Annotated in this window: 1 protein-coding gene; it reads right to left on the bottom strand. The window is 51.5% G+C overall.

The genetic code is table 11. The features are described from left to right. Window positions 1-4558: non-ribosomal peptide synthetase (locus AZ66_RS27195; protein ID WP_156160105.1), on the bottom strand; the 4558-nt coding region annotated here is incomplete at both ends.

Consider the following 4558-nt stretch of genomic DNA (forward strand, 5'->3'; position numbering starts at 1 on the left):
GTGCCTTGTGTATATTCATACGTCTCGCAGACCGAAAAGTCGGCTCTCAGAGAAGGGGACAGGAGTTCCAGCAATTCCTCATCATCAATTAGCTCTTCTGGAATTCCCCCGTTCAGGCGAAGCCGCTTGCGGAATTCTTCCTCGGGCAAACCATGAATGGGAGATACCGGACTCTGAACAAACGGGGCATTCAATCCCGCGACAATAAGCTTTAACGGAGGACGATTCAAGCTCCTCGATAATAAGATCGACAATTCATAGGCCAATAAGGCTCCCATACTGTAACCAAACAGAATATACGGTTTGTCCAATAAGGGCCTCATCGCATGTGCGACTGCTTCCAGCAGCGGTGACATGCTTGTGTAGGCTGGTTCGCGCAATCGCGCGCCTCTGCCTGGATATTGAACTGCGCAAACCTCCGCGAACGCTGGCAAATAGTCATGCCATGCGCGGAAAATAGATGCGTTCCCTCCAGCATAAGGCAAACAAAACAGCCGTATTGCCTCTTTCTGATTCACCTTATAGCGAACGAACCATTTGCTGCTTGTATCAAGACCGCTAACATCGTTCTTCTTCCGCTCGTTTACAGATGAATGGGATTTTGATTGCTGGCATAATCCGATCATGATTCGAAGCTCTTCCTCAAACCTTTGAGCCAGATTTTCGATCGTTTGTTTACGATGCACATTTTCGCTGTATGACAAACTTATGTGCAGGCGGCCTGAAGTCACCATTGCCGCCACGTCGACATAATGGGCCCGTTCGGAATCAGGCGCAAGATCCTGTCCTGCTGTATCCGCAACCAGCGTGAATAGCGCTTCCTTTTCCTTACTCCATTCAGCATTGAATTGCCCTAAGTAATTAAAGCTCATCATTGGACGTGGAAGCTTGCGAAGCTGTCTCGCAATACCGTCATCTTCGGTCATATAGCGCAGTAAGCCATAACCGATTCCGCGATTTGGAATACGGTTCAGTCGCTCTTTTACCCCTTGGATGTCCGCGTATATATCCGCGCTATCTTTCACTTCGAGCATGACTGGATACATGTTCGTAAACCAACCTACTGTACGCGAGATATCAAGGTCTGTGAATAATTCTTCTCTGCCGTGCCCCTCCATATGGACATGCATTTTTCTTTCTCCCGACCATCCGAAGACAGCGCGGCCGAGTGCGGCCAACAGAATAGCGTCAATTTGCGCGCCGAATGCCGATGGAGCCTCCTGCAGCAGAATCCGCGTTTCTTCAGAAGACAAATTCGACTCCGCAACCGCCAAAGAAGCCGTCGTATTGGCACCGTCTGGGAAGTCGAGCGGAATTAGGGGAGGGGGAGGACTGACTTGATGTAACCAGTATTCCAGCTCTGCCCGTAGTTGATCCGTGGCGGAGTAGGCAACAAGGCTGTGCGCCCAATCGCGATATGAAGCAGTTTTCGACGGCAAGTATATGGCTTCTCGGGCTACTAATTGCCGACAAACCGTGCTTAGATCATCCAGCAAAATGCGCCATGAAACACCATCTATGACCAAATGATGGATAACCAATGCCAGCTTTCCTGCCTGTCCAGTGCCATAGTCAAAATAGATGGCGCGCAGTAGGATGCCTCCGCTTAAGTCGAAGCCTGTTTGAGCTTCTGTGATCGCGGCCGCAAAGACATCTGCCTGTAGGTTTGCAGGCTGATCGCGAAGATCAATGCGCTTCAGAGGCGATTCGTCCGTATAAGCGGCATATGCCTGTCCCCAACCGGATAGACCCATCGTAAATCGGAGGCGCAGCGCATCATGATGTGCCACTAGATGGGCGATCGCTGTCTGCAGGACTTCATAGCTTATTTGGGAATTCACGGACAAAATCATGGACTGATTGAAATGCTCGGGAACGGACATCTCCTCGAATAACCAGCGCTGAATCGGTGTAAGCGGCAGCGAGCCCGTCACTTCTTGCTGCCCGATTTCATTTGGCTCGAGCGGCTTCAGAGCTTCTAACATGGGAGCCAGCTCCGCTATCGATTGATATTGAAACAGATATTTCGGCTTCATTTCCAGACCCAATTGACGTACTTTGCTTGTAATTTGAGTGCTTAAAATGGAGTCGCCGCCTAAGCTGAAATAATTATCATGGATGCTAACGAGTTCAATGCCGAGCACCTGCGACCAAATGTCAGCCAACTTTTTTTCGGTCGGCGTTCGTGGAGGCACATATTCTTCCTCCTTGTCCGTAAAATTCGGTGACGGCAACGCATTGCGATCCACTTTACCATTAGGCGTCAATGGGAGAGCCTCCATAACGACTAAGGCGGCAGGAACCATATAATTTGGAAGCCGGGCCTGCACATGCAGCCGAAGCTCGCTTATATCCAATCCGTGAGTGATATCGGCTGACGGGATCACGTATGCAACCAGCCGCTTGTCTTCCGGCCCAGGCTCCTTTACGGAAACGATCGCCTGCTCAACAGCCGGATGTAGCGTAAGCACCGCCTCTATTTCACCGGGTTCAATGCGATATCCCCTTATTTTTATCTGATCGTCGGCACGCCCCATAAATTCAATGGATCCGTCCGGTAAATAACGGGCAAGATCGCCAGTTCGATACAATCGTTCCCCTGGAAGGGAAGGAACGTACCCGAACCGCTCAGCTGTAAGCTCGGGCCTTCTCAGATAACCGCGGGCCAGGCCGTGGCCTGCAATGTATAATTCGCCAACAACGCCGACAGGAACGGGATTGCGATTCCGATCTAGCAAATAAATTCTCATATTGGCGATCGGTCGTCCAATCGTCGGTGCTGTAAACTCCGCGGAAGAGCGTGATTTCGCAGGCACGCGGCATGCCGTGGAGACTACTGTTCCTTCGCTCGGCCCGTAATGATTGAACAGGGCAAATGGCAACGTCTCCGGCGGGAAATAACGCAGTCTGTCACCCCCGGTAAGCATGCATCTCAGCGGGCACTCGTCAGGCCAGTTCAGGGAGAGAACCGCCTCAGCCAGCGGCGTGGGCAAAAAGCTGACGGTAATGCGCTCATTCACGAGCCAATCGCGCAGGCGAACCGGATCCAAGCGGGTGTCCTCGTCTGGAATATGAATTGAGGCGCCGCTTGCCAAATAAGGCCACAGCTCCCAGACGGAAGCGTCAAAAGCGGGGCCTGCCAGCCATGTCGCCCGATCGCTGCTGGATATGCGATACGCATTCTGATGCCAGGACACTAAATTGAGCAAGCTGCGGTGTTCGATTTCGACTCCCTTAGGGCGGCCCGTCGAACCGGAAGTGTAGACGACATAGGCTAAATTGCCGGGCGCAGCGCCGCTGTCGGGAGCCGATTCATCGCCATCTTGCGGAGTGGAGCCGATTCCGTCCAACGGAAGAACGGTCAAATTCATGTGCTGAACCCGCTCTGCATGCCGATTTTGCGTAAACAGTACATGAATTTGGGCATCTTCGATCATATATGCGATCCGTTCGTCAGGGTACGCTGGATCAATCGGTACATAAGCCCCGCCGGATTTCAATATTGCTAGCAATCCGATAATTTGCTCGGGTGAACGGTCAGCTAGCAATCCGACCAGTACTTCCGGACCAATGCTAAGTTGCTGCAGCTGGCGGGCCATCCGATTCGCGCGAATGTTGAGTTCCTGATATGTTAACTGCTCGATGCCGCTTGTCACCGCAATTGCATCTGGGAATAAGGAAGCTTGTTTCTCTACAATTTCATGGATGCACATATTGCCCAAATCTGCGGCTTCAGTCCGATTCCATGCCGATAGCAGAAGCTGCCGCTCGCATTCGCCCATTATCTCCAGACTGCTCAAGGACAAGTTGGGATTGAGCACGATGCTTTCCAATAGATGCTGGAGATGCTCCAGCATCCTCTCCACGGTCTGTGAATCGAAAAGATCCGTGTTGTACTCCAGCTCGGCAATGATTCCGTGATCCCTGACATGGCTCATCACCAGGGACAGGTCATATTTTGACGTCTTGTTGACAATCGGTAATAGCTTTACCTGCAGACCGTCCGATTGCACCATATACTGAAACGAATCGTCATTCATTGCGAACGTGACTTGAAATAACGGACTATGGCTCGTTACGCGATCAGGTTGCAGTGCCTGCACCAGTTGATCGAACGGAAGATCCTGATGCTCATATGCTCCCAAAACCTGTTTCTTGGTTTGCTGCATCAGCTCGCGGAACGTCGGGTTAGTGGACAGATCGCTTCTGATCACGAGCGTATTTACAAAAAAGCCGATCAATCCTTCTATTTCCGACATTCCGCGATTGGCCATCGGAGTGCCAATGCAAAAGTCATGCTGTCCCGAATAGCGATAAAGCAAAGCTTGAAAAGCTGCCAACAAGGTCATAAACAATGTAGAGCCCTCTCGACGGCTCAATTGCAGGAGCGGTTGCACTACGGCTTCCGGTATGCACAATTGAGCGGCATCGCCCCGGAAAGTTTGTGTAGCGGATCGGGGACGATCCGTGGGCAGCTCTAATGCCGAAGGAGCATGATGCAGGGTGTCCAGCCAATAGTGCAGTTGCTTATCCAATTCTTCTTCCGTTAACCATTTGC

It is taken from the genome of Paenibacillus sp. E194, from assembly GCF_000935845.1.
GTDB classification, from domain to species: Bacteria; Bacillota; Bacilli; order Paenibacillales; family Paenibacillaceae; genus Paenibacillus_B; species Paenibacillus_B alvei_B.